This is a genomic window from Enterobacter cloacae complex sp. XAL002 (assembly GCF_049236805.1).
GTDB classification, from domain to species: domain Bacteria; phylum Pseudomonadota; class Gammaproteobacteria; order Enterobacterales; family Enterobacteriaceae; genus Enterobacter; species Enterobacter intestinihominis.
Genome location: NZ_JBMKJN010000010.1, coordinates 50,283 through 67,894 on the forward strand (window position 1 = coordinate 50,283; position 17,612 = coordinate 67,894).

Annotated in this window: 16 protein-coding genes; 7 read left to right on the plus strand and 9 right to left on the minus strand. The window is 54.8% G+C overall.

The features are described from left to right. The first annotated feature begins 3 nt into the window (after positions 1-3). From ACOT0L_RS11635 to cspE, 5 genes are all read left to right on the plus strand, one after another. Complete coding sequence (locus tag ACOT0L_RS11635) at positions 4-1,260, plus strand: TolC family protein (protein WP_126503691.1); 1,257 nt, start codon at positions 4-6, stop codon at positions 1,258-1,260. After that, positions 1,257-2,456: an efflux RND transporter periplasmic adaptor subunit gene (locus tag ACOT0L_RS11640; RefSeq protein WP_108367297.1), complete on the plus strand. Its 1,200-nt coding sequence runs from the start codon at positions 1,257-1,259 to the stop codon at positions 2,454-2,456. The genes ACOT0L_RS11635 and ACOT0L_RS11640 overlap by 4 nt, the downstream gene beginning before the upstream one ends. Then, positions 2,453-5,569 carry an efflux RND transporter permease subunit gene (locus ACOT0L_RS11645; RefSeq protein ID WP_126503693.1) on the plus strand — a complete coding sequence of 1,039 codons (3,117 nt, stop codon included), beginning with the start codon at positions 2,453-2,455 and terminating at the stop codon, positions 5,567-5,569. The genes ACOT0L_RS11640 and ACOT0L_RS11645 overlap by 4 nt, the downstream gene beginning before the upstream one ends. A gap of 161 nt (positions 5,570-5,730) precedes the next feature. Further along, on the plus strand, positions 5,731-6,306 hold the full coding sequence (pagP, locus tag ACOT0L_RS11650) for a lipid IV(A) palmitoyltransferase PagP (protein ID WP_126503695.1): 576 nt from the start codon (positions 5,731-5,733) through the stop codon (positions 6,304-6,306). Positions 6,307-6,496: 190 nt separating this feature from the next. Then, a complete protein-coding gene (gene cspE / locus ACOT0L_RS11655; RefSeq protein ID WP_002439184.1) occupies positions 6,497-6,706 on the plus strand; it encodes a transcription antiterminator/RNA stability regulator CspE in 210 nt (69 codons plus the stop codon). Positions 6,707-6,925: 219 nt separating this feature from the next. Here the strand turns inward: cspE and crcB are convergent, their stop codons facing one another. Next, entirely contained in the window at positions 6,926-7,309 is a 384-nt protein-coding gene (gene crcB / locus ACOT0L_RS11660; RefSeq protein WP_017382474.1) for a fluoride efflux transporter CrcB, read from the minus strand. A 67-nt stretch (positions 7,310-7,376) separates the two neighbouring features. On the opposite strand from crcB, the gene ACOT0L_RS11665 reads away from it, so the two are divergent. Both ACOT0L_RS11665 and tatE read left to right on the plus strand, forming a co-directional pair. Then, complete coding sequence (locus ACOT0L_RS11665) at positions 7,377-8,165, plus strand: deaminated glutathione amidase (RefSeq protein WP_023299586.1); 789 nt, start codon at positions 7,377-7,379, stop codon at positions 8,163-8,165. Positions 8,166-8,293: 128 nt separating this feature from the next. Beyond that, positions 8,294-8,497, plus strand: coding sequence for a twin-arginine translocase subunit TatE (gene tatE, locus ACOT0L_RS11670; protein ID WP_022647424.1), 204 nt, complete (start codon positions 8,294-8,296; stop codon positions 8,495-8,497). 80 nt (positions 8,498-8,577) lie between these two features. On the opposite strand, the gene lipA is transcribed toward tatE, so the two are convergent. The 8 genes from lipA to mrdA form a co-directional block, all read right to left on the minus strand. After that, positions 8,578-9,543 carry a lipoyl synthase gene (gene lipA, locus ACOT0L_RS11675; protein WP_006809637.1) on the minus strand — a complete coding sequence of 322 codons (966 nt, stop codon included), beginning with the start codon at positions 9,541-9,543 and terminating at the stop codon, positions 8,578-8,580. 206 nt (positions 9,544-9,749) lie between these two features. Beyond that, on the minus strand, positions 9,750-10,703 hold the full coding sequence (locus ACOT0L_RS11680; protein WP_022647425.1) for a YbeF family transcriptional regulator: 954 nt from the start codon (positions 10,701-10,703) through the stop codon (positions 9,750-9,752). Between the two features lie 291 nt (positions 10,704-10,994). Further along, positions 10,995-11,636: a lipoyl(octanoyl) transferase LipB gene (gene lipB, locus ACOT0L_RS11685; protein ID WP_023299587.1), complete on the minus strand. Its 642-nt coding sequence runs from the start codon at positions 11,634-11,636 to the stop codon at positions 10,995-10,997. Positions 11,637-11,730: 94 nt separating this feature from the next. Next, on the minus strand, positions 11,731-11,994 hold the full coding sequence (ybeD, locus tag ACOT0L_RS11690) for a DUF493 family protein YbeD (RefSeq protein WP_003858718.1): 264 nt from the start codon (positions 11,992-11,994) through the stop codon (positions 11,731-11,733). Positions 11,995-12,101: 107 nt separating this feature from the next. Continuing rightward, the gene (gene dacA / locus ACOT0L_RS11695) at positions 12,102-13,313 is read right to left on the minus strand and encodes a D-alanyl-D-alanine carboxypeptidase DacA (RefSeq protein ID WP_003858714.1); all 1,212 of its coding nucleotides are present in this window, start codon (positions 13,311-13,313) and stop codon (positions 12,102-12,104) included. 139 nt (positions 13,314-13,452) lie between these two features. Continuing rightward, positions 13,453-14,559, minus strand: a complete 1,107-nt coding sequence (gene rlpA / locus ACOT0L_RS11700; RefSeq protein WP_023305687.1) for an endolytic peptidoglycan transglycosylase RlpA — start codon at positions 14,557-14,559, stop codon at positions 13,453-13,455. A gap of 16 nt (positions 14,560-14,575) precedes the next feature. Continuing rightward, positions 14,576-15,688: a peptidoglycan glycosyltransferase MrdB gene (mrdB, locus tag ACOT0L_RS11705; protein ID WP_126503697.1), complete on the minus strand. Its 1,113-nt coding sequence runs from the start codon at positions 15,686-15,688 to the stop codon at positions 14,576-14,578. A 2-nt stretch (positions 15,689-15,690) separates the two neighbouring features. Next, positions 15,691-17,592 carry a peptidoglycan DD-transpeptidase MrdA gene (mrdA, locus tag ACOT0L_RS11710; protein ID WP_015571138.1) on the minus strand — a complete coding sequence of 634 codons (1,902 nt, stop codon included), beginning with the start codon at positions 17,590-17,592 and terminating at the stop codon, positions 15,691-15,693. Positions 17,593-17,612 lie beyond the last annotated feature (20 nt).

The window sequence follows — 17,612 nt, forward strand, 5'->3', positions numbered from 1 at the left end:
ACCATGAAACAACACTCACTGAGCCTGTGGCTCGGTGGGGTGTTGTTCGGCCTGTTAACCTCCGCCGCGCAGGCGGAGCCGTGGACGCTCGAACACACCCTGACCGAAGCCCAGCGCTACTCGGCAGAACTCTCCGCCAGCCGTAACGAAGCGCAGGCGCTGGATGCGATGGCGGATTCCGCCACGCAATTACCTGATCCAAAACTGAAATTCGGTATTGAAAACGTGCCGGTACAGGGCAGCAACGATCGGCGGCTTACGCGCGAAGGGATGACCATGCAGAAGGTTGGCATCATGCAAAGCTACGTCAGCTCAGAGAAGCGGGAACGTAAAGCACAGACTTTTCAGGCGCAGGCGCGAAGCGTGCTGGCAAAATCCGAGGCCGTACGTGCCGCGCTTCAGCGTGATACCGCCCAGGCCTGGCTGGATCTGGCGCTGGCACAGCAGGCGCTGAAAACGGCCAGAACGCTGGTCCGTGAAACGGAACGCCAGCGGGGCGTGCAGAAGGCGAGCGTCGGGGCGGGAGGCGCAACGCCGGACAGCGCACTGGCCCTGCAAATGATCCTCAGCGCCATGCGCGACAAAGAGACGCTGGCGCAGCGGGATGTGCAGCTGGCGCAAAGCCGTCTGCTGGAGCTAACAGGGCACGCTATTACGGCGGTTCGCGGTCCGCTGCCGCGCTATCAGCGCCTTCCTGCCGATGAAAAAACGTTGCAGGAGGGGATTGCCAGACACCCGGAAGTGGAGGCCGCGCGACGTGAAGCAGAGACCGCGAAAGCGCGTTCAGCGCAATCTGCCGTGGCAGCGCTACCCGATGTGGATGTGGAGGTCTATTACGCCCACCGCGCCGAAGGCTATGACGATATGGCTGGCGTGATGTTCAGCGTGGATCTGCCTTTGTTCCAGTCAAAACGTCAGGACAAGGATTACGCCGCCGATGTTTCCCGCTCAATGCAGGCGGTGGATCAACTGACGCTGCTCAAACGCGAACACATTGCCCAGGTGCAAACGCTGGTGGCGCAGTATCAGGCTGCGCAAACGGTGTGGCAGCGTCAGCGGGATGAGGTACTACCGTTGCAGCGACAACGGCTGGCGGTGCTGACGGCGCAATATCGTTCTGGACAGTCGGCGCTTCCGGCCCTGCTGGAGGCGCGTCGTGGCGTACTGGATACGGAACTGGCGGTGAACCAGGCGGAGCGCGAAATGGCGCGAACCTGGGCTGCCGTGAACTGGCTGATCCCGCAGGAGCTGGCGCAATGAAAAAAACAACGTTAATGGCGATTGCCATCGCGATAGCTGCCGTTGGCGGCTATTTTGTCGGACAGAAGCAGACGCATCAGCCGGATGCGGCTTCACAACCCTCAGAACGCAAGGTGCTTTACTGGTACGACCCCATGGTGCCCGGTCAGCGCTTCGATAAGCCGGGTAAATCCCCCTTTATGGATATGGATCTGGTCCCACGCTACGCCGATGAAGCGCAGGCGGCGTCAGGCGTGGCCATCAGCACTCAACAGCAGCAAAACCTGGGGATGAAAACCGCCAACGTTGAGATGCGCCAGCTGGTTTCGCCGTTCTCGGCCTTTGCCACGGTTGCAACGGATGAACGTAACGTCTCGGTGTTGTCAGCCCCGGCCAATGGCGTGGTGTCAAAATTGTTTGTTAATGCGCCGCAGCAGCAGGTAAAAGCCGGAGAGGCGCTGGCGCAACTGTGGATCCCGCAGTGGACCGCCGCCCAGCAGGAGTATCTCGCGGTTCGTCAGCTTGGCGATGCCGCATTGACCCGCGCCGCACGCGAGCGGCTGGCGTTGCAGTTTATGCCAGAAGAGGTCATTCGTTTGCTGGAGCGTAGCGGTAAGCCGCAGACCACGCTCATTCTGCGCACCGACCGGGCGGGCTATGTGGTGAAGCTGGACGTGCGGGAAGGGGCGCAAATCACCGCAACGGCGCCGCTGTTTGAGATCGCCAGCCTCGATCCGGTCTGGCTGGTGGTCGACTACCCGCAAACGCAGGCGCAGTCTCTGGCGGTGGGCAGCAAGGTGGTAGCAACCTCAGAAAGCTGGCCGGGGGAGCAGTTCCACGGCACGGTCAGCGAATTGCTGCCGCAGATGGAGGCGGCCACGCGAACCCTGAAAGCCCGTATCGTGCTGGAAAATTCCGCACATAAGCTGAAGCCGGGCATGTACCTCTCCGTCAGGCGTGCGGAAGAGCTGAAAGGCCCGCCGGTGCTGGCGGTGCCGGAAGAAGCGGTGATTAACAGCGGAGAGTCTGCGCGTCTGCTGCTGGCTACCGGGGACGGTTATTTCCAGCCTGTGACGGTGAAAACCGGCCTGACGGCGCAGGGCTGGACGGCGATCCTGTCCGGGGTCAAAGAGGGCGATAAGGTGGTGACGTCCGGGCAATTCCTGATTGATTCCGAAGCCAGCCTGCGTAGCGTGATGCCGGAGGTGACGCCATGATTGCCGCTGTGATTCGCGCCTCGTTGCGTAACCGCCTGCTGGTGATACTGGCCGCGCTGATGATGGCCGGCTGGGGCTGGTGGGCGGTGCAGCGCGCGCCGCTGGACGCGTTGCCCGATCTGTCTGATGTGCAGGTCATTATCAAAGCGAGTTACCCCGGGAAAGCGCCGCAGGTGATTGAAGATCAGGTGACCTGGCCGCTGACAACCTCCATGTTGTCTGTGCCGGGTGCCAAAACCGTGCGCGGTTTTTCAATGTTTGGTGACGCTTATGTGTATGTGCTGTTTGAGGATGGCACCGATCTCTACTGGGCGCGATCCCGGGTGCTGGAATATTTAAGCCAGGTACAGGCGCAGTTTCCGCCGGGCGTGAAGGTGTCGCTGGGGCCGGATGCGACGGGCGTGGGCTGGATCTACGAATATGCGCTGATCGACCGTAGTGGAAAACACAGCCTGGCAGATCTGCGGGCCCTTCAGGACTGGACGCTTAAGTTCGAGCTTAAGACGGTACCGAATGTATCTGAAGTGGCAAGCATTGGCGGAATGGTGCGTCAGTATCAGATCGTGGCGGACCCGGCGAAAATGCGCGCGCTGAATATTACCCACAGCCAGCTATCCGGCGCGGTGCAGGCCGCCAATAAAGAGAGCGGCGGCGCCCTGCTGGAGATGGGCGAAGCGGAGTATATGGTGCGGACAACGGGCTATTTGCGCTCGCTGGAGGATTTTCGCAATGTGGTGATCGCCACCCGCGATGGCGTACCTGTCCTGCTGAAAGATGTCGCCACCATTGGCATTGGCCCGGAGATCCGCCGGGGCGTGGCGGAGCTTAACGGTGAAGGGGAGGTTGCTGGCGGCGTAATCGTGATGCGCTACGGGCAGAACGCGCTGGAAACCCTTCGCGCGGTAAAAGCGAAACTGAGCGAGCTGCAAAAAACGCTGCCGCAGGGCGTCGAGATTGTTCCGGTCTACGATCGCTCCACGCTGATTGAGGAGTCGGTCAAAACGCTGACGCACAAGCTGCTCGAAGAGTTTGCCGTGGTGGTACTGGTGTGCGCGCTGTTCCTGTTCCACCTGCGTTCCGCGCTGGTGGCGATGGTTTCTCTGCCGCTGGGGATCCTCGGGGCTTTTGTGGTGATGCACTATCAGGGCATTAACGCGAATATGATGTCGCTCGGCGGGATCGCCATTGCCATCGGAGCGATGGTGGATGCGGCAATTGTCATGATTGAAAACATGCACAAGGTGCTGGAGCAGTGGCGGCATGATAATCCGGGCAAGGAGCCTGCGTCGGGAGAGTACTGGCGTCTGGCGGAAAAGGCGGCGGTTGAAGTGGGACCGGCGCTGTTTTGCAGCCTGTTAATCATCACGCTGTCATTTATACCGGTATTTTCGCTGGAAGCGCAGGAGGGGCGAATGTTCTCGCCGCTGGCGTTCACCAAAACCTGGTCGATGGCCGTGGCCGCCGGGCTTGGGATCACTCTGGTGCCGGTGCTAATGGGCTTCTTTATTCGCGGGAAAATCCCGGATGAGAAGGCAAACCCGATAAACCGCCTCCTGATCCGCCTGTATGAGCCGCTGCTTGATAAGGTACTGACCTTCCCGAAAACGACGCTGGCACTGGCATGTCTGCTGCTGATCGCCACGCTCTGGCCGCTGAGCCGCCTGGGCAGTGAGTTTATGCCGCCGCTGGATGAAGGGGATTTACTCTATATGCCCTCCACGCTGCCGGGGATCTCTGCTCGCGAGGCATCGCGGCTGCTTCAGCAGACGGACCGCTTGATCAAAAGCGTACCGGAGGTGGCGAGCGTGTTTGGCAAAGCTGGTCGGGCGGAGTCGGCAACCGATCCCGCGCCATTAACCATGCTGGAAACAACTATCCACTTTAAGCCCCGCGAGCAGTGGCGGCCTGGAATGACGCCGCAAAAGCTGGTGGAGGAGCTCGATAAAACCGTGTCGCTGCCGGGCATTGCCAATGTGTGGGTGCCCCCTGTCCGTAACCGTCTGGACATGCTGGCAACCGGGATCAAAAGCCCGGTCGGCATTAAGGTGAACGGCAATAATATTGCCGACATTGAGCGCGTGGCCCGGCAGATTGAGCAGGTGGTGAAGGACGTTCCTGGCGTCTCCTCGGCGCTGGCGGAGCGACTGGAAGGCGGGCGCTACGTGGATATTCGTATCGACCGGCAAAAAGCCGCGCGCTACGGCGTTTCCGTCGATGAACTGCAAAGCCTGGTCTCCACGCTGGTCGGGGGCGATAACATTGGTGAGGTGATCCAGGGACGCGAGCGGTACCCCATCAACCTGCGTTATCCCCGCGATTTGCGTGATAACGTCGACACGTTGCGGGTGTTGCCGGTAGTAACCGCCAGCGGTAGCCAGGTGGCGCTGGGGGAACTGGCCGATATCGTCGTGACGGAAGGCCCACCGATGCTAAAAAGTGAAAACGCGCGCCTTTCCAGCTGGATCTACGTGGACTTACGCGGGCGCGATCTGAAGTCCGCCGTAGATGAAATGCAAAAACGGGTGGAGGAGAAGGTGGTATTGCCGCAGGGCGTATCTCTCTCCTGGTCCGGGCAGTTTGAATATCTGGAACGGGCGACCGCGACGCTTAAAATAGTCTTACCTGTCACGCTGATGATTATATTCATCCTTTTATGGTTAACCTTCAGGCGGATATCAAATGTCCTGATAATAATGGGGACATTGCCTTTCGCGCTTATTGGTGGGGTGTGGTTATTATGGCTGCTTGAATATAATTTGTCTGTGGCGGGGGCCGTTGGCTTTATCGCCCTTTCCGGGGTGGCAGCAGAATTCGGCGTAATTATGGTTCTATATTTGAATCATGCGCTTGATAAATATCACAGGCTGGAGCCAGAAGGGGGAAATACGGTGCTATTGCGGGCGATCCACGAAGGTGCCGTGCTGCGCGTGCGTCCGAAGGTGATGACGGTCGCCACGATTATGGCGGGACTGCTGCCAATCATGTGGGGCAATGGGAGTGGCTCGGAGGTGATGCAACGTATTGCTGCACCGATGATTGGTGGCATGGTTACTGCACCGTTATTGTCGATGTTAGTTATTCCCGCACTCTACAAATTGTTACATCAACGTTAAAAATGTCAACTGCATGTGCTTATTCAGGCATGCAGTTTATGTATCGTCAGACTATTCTCAGGAACGGGATGGTAATTAGGAATAACACCCATGCTGTTAAGCGTTCATTCAAGTAATCTGTGCTAAGGTCTGCACCGAATACTAAATATGGTAATGGCATTGTGATTGTACGAATTAAATTCCCCCTGATTTTATTGTTTATTATTGCGCAGTTATCATTTGCGTCTGTTGTTAATGCACAGAGCAATACAGCGGATAAAAGCTGGTTCACCACCTTCACGGATAACGTCGCGCAAACATGGAACGAACCTGAACATTACGATCTCTATATTCCGGCCATTACGTGGCATGCACGTTTTGCCTACGATAAAGAAAAAACAGACCGTTATAACGAGCGTCCGTGGGGGGTTGGTTTCGGTCAGTCTCGCTGGGATGAAAAAGGTAACTGGCATGGCCTGTACCTGATGGCGTTTAAGGACTCCTACAATAAATGGGAGCCTATTGGTGGCTACGGCTGGGAAAAAACCTGGCGTCCGTTATCAGACGACAACTTCCGTCTGGGACTGGGCTATACGGCAGGGTTTACGGCGCGTGATAACTGGAAGTACATTCCTGTTCCGGTACTGTTGCCGCTTGCCTCCATCGGCTATGGTCCTGCAACGTTTCAGATGACCTACATACCGGGTACGTATAACAACGGTAACGTTTACTTTGCCTGGATGCGGTTTCAGTTTTAACTGAATTTGCCTGGTAAATCGGCCAAAAAACGCACAGACATTGAAATGTAAAGGATAAAAATCGGACAGCGAAAATTAACGCGACTTTTGTCACTTTTTATCAAAGATCCGCTGGACAAAACGCCTCACAATTGTTGTACTGATACCCGACACAGCATTTGTGTCGTTTTTTAATGTAAAGGTAATTTTGATGTCTAAGATTAAAGGTAACGTTAAGTGGTTTAATGAGTCCAAAGGATTCGGTTTCATTACTCCTGAAGATGGCAGCAAAGACGTGTTCGTACACTTCTCTGCAATCCAGTCTAATGGTTTCAAAACTCTGGCTGAAGGTCAGCGCGTAGAGTTCGAAATCACTAACGGTGCCAAAGGCCCTTCTGCTGCTAACGTAATCGCTCTGTAATTCAGACGCGTCAGCAAGAATTTCAAAACCCGCTCAATGAGCGGGTTTTTTTCGTTATGAATCAACCAAAAAGATAGATCTTCAGAAAGCTGGCGACGATCGCGACGCTTAGCAATACCATACCCACGCCTGACAGATTCTCTCTCATGCTATCACCCTCGTTCAATATTGAGCCAAGAATGACAGACAAAAATTAAGCCAACATTAAGGTTGTCGCGCTTAATGTCCGCTGGCGGAGGAAAATAACCAGAATGCGATCGCAGTCATCGCAAACGAGCCAAGCATGTTAACAGCAATGTTCGTCAGCGCCCAGCCCATCCGGCCTTCCTGAAACAGAAACACCACCTCCGCAGAGAAGGTAGAAAACGTCGTTAAACCGCCGCAGAAACCGGTCGTAATCAATACCTTCCACATAGGGTCGATATTGGTCATGCGATTAAACCACGCCAGCCCCATCCCGATGATAAATGCCCCGATCAGGTTTGCCGCCAGTGTCCCCATCGGAATGGCCTGATGCAGCGGGTTAAACCGCATGCTTAAGAGCCAGCGCGCAACGCTACCCGTGCCCCCACCAATAAAAACGGCTATAAGTAGTTGTAACACTGTCAATACCTGCTATTTGCTGTGTAAGTGCGTCGAGTGTAACGCTGTTTTTAACCGGGAGACAATTATGTATGTTGCAGTAGGGCAGTTTGCGGTGACGCCGGACTGGAATGAAAACGCGGACAAGTGCATCTCCCTGATGAACCAGGCGAAGCAAAAAGGGGCGGCGCTGCTGGTGCTTCCTGAAGCGTTACTGGCGCGCGATGATGGCGATCCGGACCTGTCGGTAAAGTCTGCGCAAATGCTGGAAGGGGCGTTTCTGAAACGACTGCTGGCCGAAAGCGTCGGTAACGCGCTCACCACCATTTTGACTATCCATGTTCCCTCCACGCCGGGGCGGGCGGTGAACACGCTGGTGGCGATACGTGAAGGCACAATTGTCGCAAGCTACGCCAAACTTCATCTGTATGATGCGTTCAGCGTCCAGGAGTCGCGACTGGTCGATCCGGGGAGTGTAATTCCGCCGCTGATTGAGGTGGAGGGTTTCAAGGTTGGCCTAATGACCTGCTACGATATCCGTTTTCCGGAGCTGGCGCTGAACCTGGCACTACAGGGGGCCGAGGTGCTGGTTCTGCCCGCCGCGTGGGTCAGAGGACCGCTTAAGGAGCATCACTGGGTAACGCTACTGGCCGCACGCGCGCTGGACACCACCTGCTATGTAGTGGCTGCGGGTGAATGTGGCAATAAAAATATCGGGCAGAGCAGGGTTGTCGATCCGCTGGGAGTGACCGTAGCCGCGGCGGCGGAAGCGCCTGCTTTACTGCTGACGGAGATAACGTCAGCACGAATAACGCTTGCGCGTCAGCAATTACCTGTTCTACGCAACCGCAGGTTTGCGCCACCGCAATTAATATGATGTTTTTTTCAACAATGCTTGATTCACCTTGTTACAGATTGCTATTGTGTGCGCGCGCCTGATGACCGTTAATACGTTCAGGTTTCTTTGGCGCTTAATGCAGCCTGTTTCATGTAAAGAAGGTATTTATGGGTGAGATTAGTATTACCAAACTGCTGGTGGTTGCCGCACTGGTCGTCCTGCTGTTCGGTACCAAGAAGTTACGCACGCTGGGTGGAGACCTGGGTGCTGCCATTAAAGGCTTTAAGAAAGCAATGAACGATGACGACGCGGCAGCGAAGAAAAGTGCCGAAGATGACATCGCAGCACAGAAGCTTTCACACAAAGAGTAATGGCAATGCTGCAAGGCTTGCATAAAAAAACCGGCTCACGAGGCCGGTTTTTTGTTTTACTGTAAATAAGTTTTACAGCTTTATTTCACTTCTTCGCCCTTCGCCTGCATATCGGCGTGATAAGAGGAGCGAACAAACGGACCGCACGCAGCGTGGGTAAAGCCCATCGCCATCGCTTCGGCTTTCATTTCATCGAACTCATCCGGACTCACGTAACGCTGTACAGGCAGGTGGTGACGGCTTGGCTGTAGGTACTGCCCCAGCGTCAGCATGGTGACGCCGTGGCGGCGCAGATCGCGCATCACTTCAATGATCTCAGCGTTGGTTTCACCCAGTCCCACCATCAGGCCAGACTTGGTAGGAATATGCGGATGGGCTTCTTTAAAGCGCTCCAGCAGCTTCAGCGACCAGTTGTAATCTGCACCTGGACGCACCTGACGGTAGATACGCGGTACGTTCTCCAGGTTGTGGTTGAACACGTCTGGTGGCGTCGCGGTCAGGATATCGAGCGCGCGGTCCATACGGCCACGGAAGTCCGGCACCAGCGTCTCAATCTTAATGTTCGGGCTTTTTTCGCGGATGGCGGTAATGCAGTCAGCGAAATGCTGAGCACCGCCATCGCGCAGATCGTCACGGTCAACGGAGGTGATAACAACATAACGCAGCGCCATATCGGCAATGGTCTGCGCCAGTTTTTGCGGTTCGTTAGCGTCAGGCGCAACAGGACGGCCATGGGCAACGTCACAGAACGGACAGCGGCGGGTGCAGATGGCACCCAGAATCATAAACGTCGCGGTACCGTGATTGAAACATTCAGCAAGGTTAGGGCAGGAGGCCTCTTCACAGACAGAGTGGAGGCCATTTTTGCGCATCGCCGCTTTGATCCCCTGAATACGCGAAGAGTCAGCCGGAAGTTTAATTTTCATCCATTCCGGTTTTCTTAACAGCGCCTCGCGCTCTGTAGCCACGTTTTTAACCGGGATAAGGGCCATTTTATCGGCATCGCGGTATTTAACACCGCGTTCCATCACAATGGGTTTACTCATAGCGTGCGTGTTCCAGTTGCGAATATCGAAGGAAAGCGTTTCAATTCAAGGGAATGTTGTAATTATCAACTATTTTTGAACGAACGACAGGCAGTATATCATTTAAAGGGGCGGTAAAGCAGCCTGCCAGGTCGCCAATTTGTAAAATAGTTGTTGTTTTGTGCCTTTTGCCCCGCATGCGGCAGGGCCTTACGCTGAAAGGCGGATCAAAAAGTCTGGCGGATCACATTGATGACGTTTTCCAGCACCGGATCGCGCAGGCTTAGCTTGTTGTAATGCAGTGAGATTTCAATAGATTCCGTCGTAAGTTGACTTAATGGAATGCTCTCCAGTGGCCAGCACTTTTGAAGCAAAGTGAAGAGACGCACAGGCATGATACAGAGCAAGTCGCTGCTGCCAATCAGGGCCGCGAGGGTAAACATATTGTAACTGCTAAAGCTGATCGGACGGTCCGGGAAGAGTTCGTCAATACGTTGTCGCAGCGGATCCTGACCCTGTCCTTCGGACATAAATGTCGCATGTTCGTAATGGCGCAAATTTTCTGGCGTCAAAGGTGCGCTCAACGCAGGGTGAGCCTGACGACAAACGAGCGCCAGAGTGTCGGTATAAAGTACGTTATGCCCTAACGCTCTGGCCGTAAAGCTATTGCCGTCGATGATCAGGTCCGTCTGGAATTGCGCCAGCTGTGTTTCCGGATCGGTGACGGGCACGTTGCGGATAAGCAACTGTGGCGCATGCTGTTTCACCGCCTGATAGATGGCCGGCATGACCAGAACGCCCACTGAGGGAGAGGTGCCTATGGTGATAGTTCGTTGCTTATCGTAACTGCCGGTGAGATCCAGCGCGCCCAGTATTGATTCCAGACCCTGGCTGATGTACTCGTGCAGATGGGTGGCGTACGCGGTTGGGGTTACGCCCTGGCCTTTACGAATAAATAACGGATCGGGAAATATCGCGCGCAATTTTTGAATTGACTGGCTAATAGCAGAGGGCGTGAGATTAAGAATTTTCGCAGCATTAACGATACCTTTATGGACATATACCGCCTCAAAAATAGTCAATAAATTGAGATCAATATTACGTAAAGTCCGAAAAATTTGCGGCTTATCTTCGCCGCTGGTTTCATTCAGGCGTTTGGCTGGTAAATTAGTAGGCTCCACGCTCTTACTCCGTATCCATTCACAATATGAATGATAGTTGAATTTATTTATTATGCTTGCAGAGATTCGTAAAGTGTTTAGTAAGTTTCCATTATTTATCGAAAACAAGCAGTTGGGTGATTGTCACGCACGTTACACGAAACCCGGCGATGGTTCTATTAAGGTTCTAATTAATATGTGACGCTAATATATGGGCGACTCGAAAATATAGAATATGCGGTTTATTGTAAAGCGTAAATGCGGTAATTAAGCAGTGGCTGGTCAAATAATTGAGCCACTGCCCGAGGTAAGTTAAGCAGCAATATATTCGTAGGTGGGATTGTTAAGCAGTGCTAAAAAGTTCTTCAGAAGCACGGGCCGGATATTGTCAGGCGTGGCGGTATCGACCCACTGGCGCATTTGCGTCATTTCCATACCGGCATACCCACATGGGTTGATGCGCTGGAAGGGGGCCAAATCCATATTGATATTCAGCGCCAGCCCGTGGAACGAGCAGCCTTTGCGGATACGCAGCCCCAGCGAACAGATCTTCATCTCTCCCACATAAACGCCCGGGGCATCGGCGCGAGGGTGAGCGTCAATATCGTACTCAGCCAGCGTATTCACCACGGTTTGCTCCAGTAAGGTCACGAGCTCACGCACGCCCAGCTTTCTGCGTTTCAGGTTAAGCAGAACATACATCACCTGCTGGCCCGGGCCGTGGTAGGTCACCTGTCCACCGCGATCGCTCTGGATCACCGGGATATCGCCCGTCATCAATAAATGTTCGGCTTTTCCTGCCTGGCCTTGAGTGAACACCGGCAGGTGTTCAACCAGCCAGATTTCATCAGGCGTGGTGTCATCGCGCCTGTCGGTAAAGTCATGCATAGCCTGAGAGACAGGCTCGTAAGGCTGTAGCCCAAGATGGCGGACAAGAATTTTATCCTGGTACAAAAGGATGTCTCCGAAGACAAGGGAGAATAGGTAACGGGGAGTATATCACAGCGGGGAAGTGGGTTACCCGGCAAACCGGGTAACCGCAGAAGGACTACAGCACCATACGAACAATTTCAATATTGCCGAGCTCTTCGTACAGCGTCTCAACCTGCTCAATGTGTGTCGCAGTGATGGTGATTGAGACCGAGTGGTAGTTACCTTTGCTGCTCGGTTTGACTGATGGAGAGTAGTCGCCCGGCGCATGGCGCTGTACCACTTCAACCACCTGATCAACCAGCTCAGGTTTCGCCAGACCCATTACTTTGTAAGTAAAAGGGGTAGGGAATTCAAGCAGTTCGTTAAGTTTGGTTTTCATGTCAGCTCCGGCGTGTGTATAAAAAATAATAACTCCCGCCACGGGGCGGGAGTTTTACTGATACGTAGTATATGGGGATCAAAATCACACTTTCAAGTGTTCAATTTTTAACCAAACCAGTGATGGAACATCAGCTTAATGTAATCAATGATTTTGCCGAAGAAATTGCCTTCAGGAATTTCCTCCAGCACCACCAGCGGGCGCTGATCGATGGTTTTGCCATCCAGCTGGAAGTTGATGGTACCCACGACCTGATTCTTTTGCAGCGGGGCGTGCAGCTCGGTGGTATTCAGCACGTAGCTGGCTTTCAGATCTTTCATACGACCGCGTGGGATCGTCAGATAGAGATCTTTGTCCACACCCAGGGAAGCACGGTCGTTATCGCCAAACCAGACAGGTTCAGAGGCAAATTCTTTACCGGCTTTCAGCGGATTCACGGTTTCGAAGAAGCGGAAGCCCCAGGTCAGCAGTTTTTTACTTTCCGTTTCGCGTCCTTTAAACGTGCGGCCTCCCATCACGGCAGAGATCAGACGCATCTGGCCTTCAGTGGCAGAAGCCACCAGGTTATAGCCGGCTTTGTCGGTGTGACCAGTTTTGATGCCGTCGACGTTCAGGCTATTGTCCCACAGCAGGCCGTTACGGTTGGTCTGACGAATGCCGTTGAAGGTGAACTCTTTCTCTTTGTAGATAGAGTACTCGTTTGGCACATCGCGGATCAGCGCCTGACCGATCAGCGCCATGTCACGCGCGGAGCTGTACTGACCTTCGGCGTCCAGGCCGTGAACGGTCTGGAAGTGGCTGTTTTTCAGGCCCAGCGCAGAGACGTAGCTGTTCATCAGGCCCACAAACGCGTCCTGGCTGCCCGCTGCAAAATCGGCCATTGCCACGCAGGCGTCGTTACCGGACTGCAAGTTGATGCCACGGATAAGCTGAGAGACCGGAACCTGCATGCCTGGCTTCAGGAACATCAGCGATGAACCTTTGAACACCGGGTTGCCGGTTGCCCACGCATCGTTACCGATAGTCACCAGATCGGTTTCTTTAAATTTACCCGCTTTCATGGCCTGGCCGATAACATAGCTGGTCATCATTTTGGTCAGGCTGGCTGGGTCGCGGCGGGCATCGGCGTTCTGTTCTGCCAGAACTTTGCCGGAGTTGTAATCAATCAGGATGTAGGATTCCGCGTCGATCTGCGGAACGCCAGGGATCATGGTCTTGATGTTCAGGTCATCCGCGTGAGCTGCGGAGAACGCAGCAGCGCAAAGGGCCGTGGTCAGCGCCATGCGCTGCACAAAACGAGCAGAAAAAGTGGTCTTCATGGTCAGAACTACGACATCCGTGATGGAATTAAAAAAAGTGCCTTACTATAGCAAATGCTATACGGGCAGGCATCCGACTTTCATCATGAGAGTGTTAACGTGGTTTACACAAACTGACATTTCGGATACCACCGATTAATTACTTCGCAACAGCGATAAACGACTGGAGCTGCGCCTCGCTCTGCAAACGCTGTTGCAGGGACGCTGCCTGCGATTTGCTGGCAAACGGACCCATCTGGATACGCCATACCGCACCGTTTTGCTCAACGCGGCCTGGCACGCCAAACTGCTGGCTTAAACGCTGCTGATACTGCTCTGCACGGGCCCGATCGCTGACGGCGCCAACCTGAACCACGTAGCTGCCGCTCGCCGTCGCAGGCGCCGCAGTCTGCGTAGCAGCCGGTGCGGTCACCGGGGCGGGTTGTGTAGCGGGTGCAGCAACAACGGGCGCAGGCGCTGGGGCAGGTTCATTTGATTCAATCACGCCCGGCGCTAACGTGGTGGGTGCACCAAGGAAACCACTGCTTTTCACCGGGGCGCCTGTCGCATCTTCACTTTGTAGCGTATCGTTGCTGATGGCGTGCACTTCACCCTGCGGCTGCGCGGGCTCTGCTGGCATTGAAGCGCCCCCCATACCACCGCTTAGATCCGGGCGCGCGGGCAGGGCGTAGGTCTGTTTCGCGACCGTGGTACAGGCCGTGCCCGGGCCAGACAGCGAACCATCCTGCGCCACGATAATCGGGTCGATACGCACTTTTGTATTATTTGAGGTATTCAGACGGTCGGCTGCCGCGCGTGACAGGGAGATCACGCGATCGTTGCCGTAAGGGCCACGATCGTTGATACGTACCACGATCATCCGGCCATTCGCCAGGTTAGTGATGCGCGCATAGCTTGGAATAGGCAGTGTCGGGTGTGCCGCCGTGATCTGCATCGGATCGAAGGTTTCACCTGACGCGGTCAGATTGCTGCCTGGCTCAGCGTCATAGATGGCAGCAAAGCCGGCCTGGCTGAAACGGGAAGGATCCTGAACGATTTTATAGCTTTTACCGTCGCGCTGATAATCCTGATTCACGCTGGCGTTCAGCGGTTCATAAACGGGATCGGCACCGCTAATTTCAACAATCGGGCCATTACAGACCGCAGGCTGCGGCGGCGCGACGGTTGCCTGTTGCTGACCATCATCACTTGTACAGGCGGCAAGTAAACTTGCTGCGATGCAGATCCCCAGCCACTGCTTACGCATTGCGATCCCCTTATTTTTATACGCTTTTGGACAACATTTTCCTGTGGGTATGGATCGACATGACGATACCAAACCCGGCCATCAACACGATCAGTGCCGAGCCCCCGTAACTCACCAGCGGCAGCGGTACGCCAACAACCGGCAGAATACCACTCACCATACCAATATTTACGAAGACATAAACGAACAAAATCAACATTAATCCACCCGCCATAACTCGGCCAAAGGTGGTCTGTGCGCGTGCGGCAATGTAGAGCCCACGCATGATCAACAGCACGTAGAGTGCAAGCAGCACCAGAATGCCAACCAGCCCTAACTCCTCAGCCAGAACGGCAAAGATAAAGTCGGTGTGGCGTTCCGGTAAAAATTCGAGCTGCGACTGTGTCCCGTGCAGCCAGCCTTTTCCGCGCAGGCCGCCGGAGCCAATCGCAATCTTCGACTGAATAATATGATAGCCTGCGCCCAGCGGATCGGTCTCGGGATCGAGCAGCATCATCACGCGCTGGCGCTGGTAATCATGCATCAGGAAGAACCAGAGAATAGGAATAAAGGCAGCCAGCAGGACCACCGCGATGCCGATCAGACGCCAGCTCAGGCCGGACAGGAACAGGACGAACAGGCCGGAGAGGGCGATGAGAATCGAGGTACCGAGGTCAGGCTGTGCGGCCACGAGCAGCGTCGGCAGGAAAATCAGCACCAGCGCAATGGCGGTATTCTTAAACGACGGCGGGCAGACGTCGCGGTTAATGAAGCGCGCCACCATCAGCGGAACGGCGATTTTGGCGATTTCTGACGGCTGGAAGCGGACAATCCCCAGATCCAGCCAGCGTTGCGCCCCCTTCGAGATAGCACCGAACGCATCTACTGCCACCAGCAAAATGATACAGAAAATATAGAGATAGGGCGCCCAGCCCTCATACACGCGCGGTGGTATTTGCGCCATCACCACCATAATGACCAGACCCATGGCGATCTGGCCAACTTTACGCTCCATCATGCCGATATCCTGGCCGCTGGCGCTCCAGATAACGAGGGCGCTGTACACCAGCAGAGCCAGCAGGATCAGCAGCATGGCAGGGTCGATGTGGATCTTGTCCCACAGCGATTTTTTATTCGGATTATCCGTCATGATTATTGGTCCTCCGCCGCAGCGGCTGCCGGGTTTTCAGCTGGCAGTTCGGTGTTGTTATCACCCAGCATGATGTGGTCGAGGATTTGACGCATGATGGTACCCACCGCCGGGCCTGCGCCGCCGTTCTCAAGAATCATCGCCACCGCAACCTGCGGGTTATCATAAGGGGCAAACGCCGTCATGAGCTTGTGGTCACGCAGACGTTCGGCAATTTTATGTGCGTTATAGGTTTCATTCGCTTTCAGACCGAAGACCTGAGCCGTACCTGATTTCGCGGCAACCTTATACGGTGCGCCAGCGAAATATTTGTGCGCCGTCCCGTTAGGGCGGTTGGCTACGCCATACATCCCGTCTTTGGCGATTTCCCAGTACCCGGAATGAATGTCACCCACCGGCGGCTCGTGCGGCTGTATCCATGGCACTTTTTTGCCGTCTTCTACGGTGCTTTGCAGCAGGTGCGGTACTTTCACAACGCCATCGTTGATGAGGATCATCATCGCCTTGTTCATTTGCAGCGGCGTTGCCGTCCAGTAGCCCTGGCCGATGCCCACCGGAATGGTATCACCCTGATACCAGGGTTTTTTAAAGCGCTTCAGCTTCCATTCGCGGGTTGGCATGTTGCCGGAACGTTCTTCCGCCAAATCTATACCGGTGTAATGTCCGTAGCCGAATTTGCTCATCCATTCAGACAGACGATCAATACCCATGTCGTAGGCGACCTGATAGAAGAAGGTATCCGCCGACTCCTCCAGTGATTTGGTCACGTTCAGATGGCCGTGACCCCATTTTTTCCAGTCACGGTAGCGTTTTTCAGAGCCAGGTAACTGCCACCAGCCAGGGTCAAACAGACTGGTATTACGGGTAATGACGCCCGCGCTCAGCGCAGAAACGGCGACATACGGTTTTACCGTTGAGGCTGGAGGATAAACCCCCTGCGTGGCGCGGTTCACCAGCGGGGTGTTTGGATCGTTGAGCAGGCCGGAGTAATCCTTGCTGGAGATGCCATCCACGAAGAGGTTCGGATCGTAGCTTGGCATAGAAACCATCGCCAGAATACCGCCGGTACGCGGGTCGGTCACGATTACGGCGGCCCGGCTACCCGCCAGCAGCGTTTCGATATACTGCTGTAGCTTCAGGTCGAGCGTCAGATAAACGTCATGTCCCGCCTGTGGGGGAACCTCTTTGAGCTGACGGATCACGCGGCCACGGTTGTTAACTTCAACCTCTTCATACCCGGTCTGACCGTGCAGGACATCTTCGTAATAACGTTCAATCCCAAGCTTGCCAATATCATGGGTTGCGGCGTAGTTAGCCAGCTTGCCGTCTTTATCAAGGCGTTCGACGTCTTTATCGTTAATTTTGGAGACGTAGCCAATGACGTGCGTCAGCGCGGAGCCGTAAGGATAGTAGCGGCGTTTATAGCCTTTGACTTCCACACCGGGGAAACGGTACTGGTTAACGGCAAAACGGGCGACCTGCACTTCCGTCAGGTTGGTTTTTACCGGAATAGAGGTGAAGCGGTGAGAACGTGCGCGCTCTTTTTTGAACGCAGCGATGTCGTCATCAGTCAGGTCGACAACGCTTCTCAGCGCGTTCAGCGTATCCTGCACGTTATCCACTTTCTCCGGCATCATCTCTATCTGGTAGATGGTGCGGTTTAGCGCCAGCGGGGTGCCGTTACGATCGTAGATAATGCCGCGGCTGGGCGCGATGGGCACCAGCTTGATACGGTTTTCGTTTGAGCGGGTCTGGTAATCGGTATAGCGGACAATTTGCAGATTATAGAGGTTGGCGATCAGCACGCCGGTAAGCAGCAAAATCCCCGTAAAGGCGACCAGCGCCCGGCGCACAAACAGCGCGGACTCAGCCGTATAGTCGCGAAAAGAATTCTGTAGTTTCATCCGCTGCTTAAATTACCCTG

Bases quoted from the DNA above. Each gene is read 5' to 3' on its own strand.
- ACOT0L_RS11635 (WP_126503691.1), top strand. From the start codon at position 4: ATGAAACAACACTCACTGAGCCTGTGGCTCGGTGGGGTGTTGTTCGGC.
- ACOT0L_RS11640 (WP_108367297.1), top strand. From the start codon at position 1,257: ATGAAAAAAACAACGTTAATGGCGATTGCCATCGCGATAGCTGCCGTT.
- ACOT0L_RS11645 (WP_126503693.1), top strand. From the start codon at position 2,453: ATGATTGCCGCTGTGATTCGCGCCTCGTTGCGTAACCGCCTGCTGGTG.
- cspE (WP_002439184.1), top strand. From the start codon at position 6,497: ATGTCTAAGATTAAAGGTAACGTTAAGTGGTTTAATGAGTCCAAAGGA.
- ACOT0L_RS11665 (WP_023299586.1), top strand. From the start codon at position 7,377: ATGTATGTTGCAGTAGGGCAGTTTGCGGTGACGCCGGACTGGAATGAA.
- tatE (WP_022647424.1), top strand. From the start codon at position 8,294: ATGGGTGAGATTAGTATTACCAAACTGCTGGTGGTTGCCGCACTGGTC.
- lipA (WP_006809637.1), bottom strand. From the start codon at position 9,543: ATGAGTAAACCCATTGTGATGGAACGCGGTGTTAAATACCGCGATGCC.
- ybeD (WP_003858718.1), bottom strand. From the start codon at position 11,994: ATGAAAACCAAACTTAACGAACTGCTTGAATTCCCTACCCCTTTTACT.
- dacA (WP_003858714.1), bottom strand. From the start codon at position 13,313: ATGAAGACCACTTTTTCTGCTCGTTTTGTGCAGCGCATGGCGCTGACC.
- rlpA (WP_023305687.1), bottom strand. From the start codon at position 14,559: ATGCGTAAGCAGTGGCTGGGGATCTGCATCGCAGCAAGTTTACTTGCC.
- mrdB (WP_126503697.1), bottom strand. From the start codon at position 15,688: ATGACGGATAATCCGAATAAAAAATCGCTGTGGGACAAGATCCACATC.
- mrdA (WP_015571138.1), bottom strand. From the start codon at position 17,592: ATGAAACTACAGAATTCTTTTCGCGACTATACGGCTGAGTCCGCGCTG.